This is a genomic window from Parabacteroides sp. 20_3 (genome assembly GCF_964238835.1).
In the GTDB taxonomy this organism is placed as follows: Bacteria; Bacteroidota; Bacteroidia; order Bacteroidales; family Tannerellaceae; genus Parabacteroides; species Parabacteroides distasonis.
The window spans coordinates 1-1,128 of record NZ_CAXSNO010000023.1 but is presented as its reverse complement, the minus strand read 5'-3'; the positions used below and the strand labels follow the sequence as shown (position 1 = coordinate 1,128).

Below are 1,128 nucleotides of genomic sequence, written 5' to 3'. Positions count from 1 at the left end.
TGGGGCTAAGTCGTAACAAGGTAGCCGTACCGGAAGGTGCGGCTGGAACACCTCCTTTCTGGAGCGAAGGATTCCGTACCGAGGTCATACGAGGTATCGATCGCCTTGTGCTGCTGTTGAGATTATGTTTATATATAGATCTTGCAGACCGGGAGGCCGGTCTAAAGAGAGAAAAATGACGCTGGGACGTAAGTCTTGGCAAGGTTGACAGTCCTATAGCTCAGTTGGTTAGAGCGCTACACTGATAATGTAGAGGTCGGCAGTTCAACTCTGCCTGGGACTACTCCGAATGAGGGGGATTAGCTCAGCTGGCTAGAGCATCTGCCTTGCACGCAGAGGGTCAACGGTTCGAATCCGTTATTCTCCACGCATCCCGCGAGGGAAAGAGGATCTTTGACATATTGGACATCAAAAAGAAGAAACAAGTAGAGCGAGCTTAAGATATATCAACCCGTACGTTAAGTACGAGGTGAGAGAAAGTAAGCAAGGGCAGACGGTGGATGCCTTGGCTCTCGGAGGCGACGAAGGACGTGATAAGCTGCGAAAAGCTCGGGGGAGGCGCAAATAGCCCTTGATCCCGGGATATCCGAATGGGGCAACCCGGCAGGCTGAAGGCCTGCCATCCCGTAAGGGAGGCGAACGTGGGGAACTGAAACATCTAAGTACCCATAGGAGGAGAAAATAAACAATGATTCCGTAAGTAGTGGCGAGCGAACACGGAAGAGCCCAAACCCGTGGCGTCTAGGCGACACGGGGGTTGTAGGACCACGACGTGGCAAGAAAGCAGGGAAATGGAAGCGCTTGGAAAAGCGCGCCATAGACGGTGAAAGCCCGGTACATGACTCCCTGTCGAAGCCTAGTGGCATCCTGAGTAGCGCGGGGCACGAGAAATCTTGCGTGAAACTGCGGGGCCCATCCCGTAAGGCTAAATACTCCCGAGAGACCGATAGCGAACCAGTACCGTGAGGGAAAGGTGAAAAGAACCCCGAGCAGGGGAGTGAAATAGACCCTGAACCCGTCTGCCTACAAGCGGTCGGAGCATCGTCAAGATGTGACGGCGTGCCTTTTGCATAATGAACCTACGAGTTACCTTCCCCGGCAAGGTTAAGTACCTAAGGTACGGAGCCG

Annotated in this window: 2 tRNA genes and 2 rRNA genes; all 4 read left to right on the top strand. The window is 53.5% G+C overall.

What is annotated here, in order from left to right:
• A 16S ribosomal RNA gene (locus tag ACESPU_RS21670) occupies nucleotides 1-58 on the top strand; the annotation flags it as partial.
• A gap of 151 nt (nucleotides 59-209) precedes the next feature.
• A tRNA-Ile gene (locus ACESPU_RS21665) sits at nucleotides 210-283 on the top strand.
• A gap of 10 nt (nucleotides 284-293) precedes the next feature.
• Nucleotides 294-367: transfer RNA gene (locus ACESPU_RS21660), tRNA-Ala, on the top strand.
• Nucleotides 368-473: 106 nt separating this feature from the next.
• Nucleotides 474-1,128, top strand: a 23S ribosomal RNA gene (locus ACESPU_RS21655); the annotation flags it as partial.